The 567-nt window shown below is 75.1% G+C and carries 1 protein-coding gene; it reads left to right on the top strand.

The genetic code is table 11. The annotated features are described in order from the left end of the window. Positions 1-567 (top strand): sensor histidine kinase (locus tag J0695_RS35770; RefSeq protein WP_242553622.1); only part of this gene is annotated, 567 nt, incomplete at both ends.

The raw sequence follows: 567 nt of genomic DNA, 5'->3' as shown, positions 1-567 counted from the left end.
GGTCGCCCACCACATGTCGGTGATCACCGTGCAGGCGGACTCGGCGCCGTACCGGCTGACCGGGCTCTCGCCGGAGGCGGCCGAGGAGTTCGGGTCGATCGCGGCGAGCGCGCGCGAGTCGCTGTCGGAGATGCGGCGGCTGCTCGTGGTGCTGCGCAACGACGGTACGGAGGGCGAGCGGGCGCCGCAGCCGGGGATCGCGCGGGCGCAGCAGCTGGTGGAGGCGACGGTACGGGCGGGGGTGCCCGCGGAGCTGTCGCTGCCGGGGGACCTGGGCGCGCTGCCGCCCGCCGTGGACCTCTCCGCGTACCGGATCGTGCAGGAGGTGCGGCACGCGCCGGGGGCGCGGACGCGGGTGTCGGTGGCTTCGGACGGCTCCTTCCTGACGGTGCTCGTGGTGAACGGTCCTTCCGATGCGACGAGTTCGCCACTGGAGACGACGGGGACCGGACACGGGCTGATCGGGATGCGGGAACGCGTACGGTTGACCGGCGGCACCCTGGACACCGGTCCGCTGCCCGACGGCGGGTTCCGGGTCGCGGCCCGGCTGCCGCTCGACCCCCTGCC

The organism is Streptomyces beijiangensis, from assembly GCF_017315755.1.
GTDB classification, from domain to species: Bacteria; Actinomycetota; Actinomycetes; order Streptomycetales; family Streptomycetaceae; genus Streptomyces; species Streptomyces beijiangensis.
The sequence above is the reverse complement of the archived record's forward strand: the minus strand, read 5'-3'. Positions and strand labels throughout refer to the sequence as shown.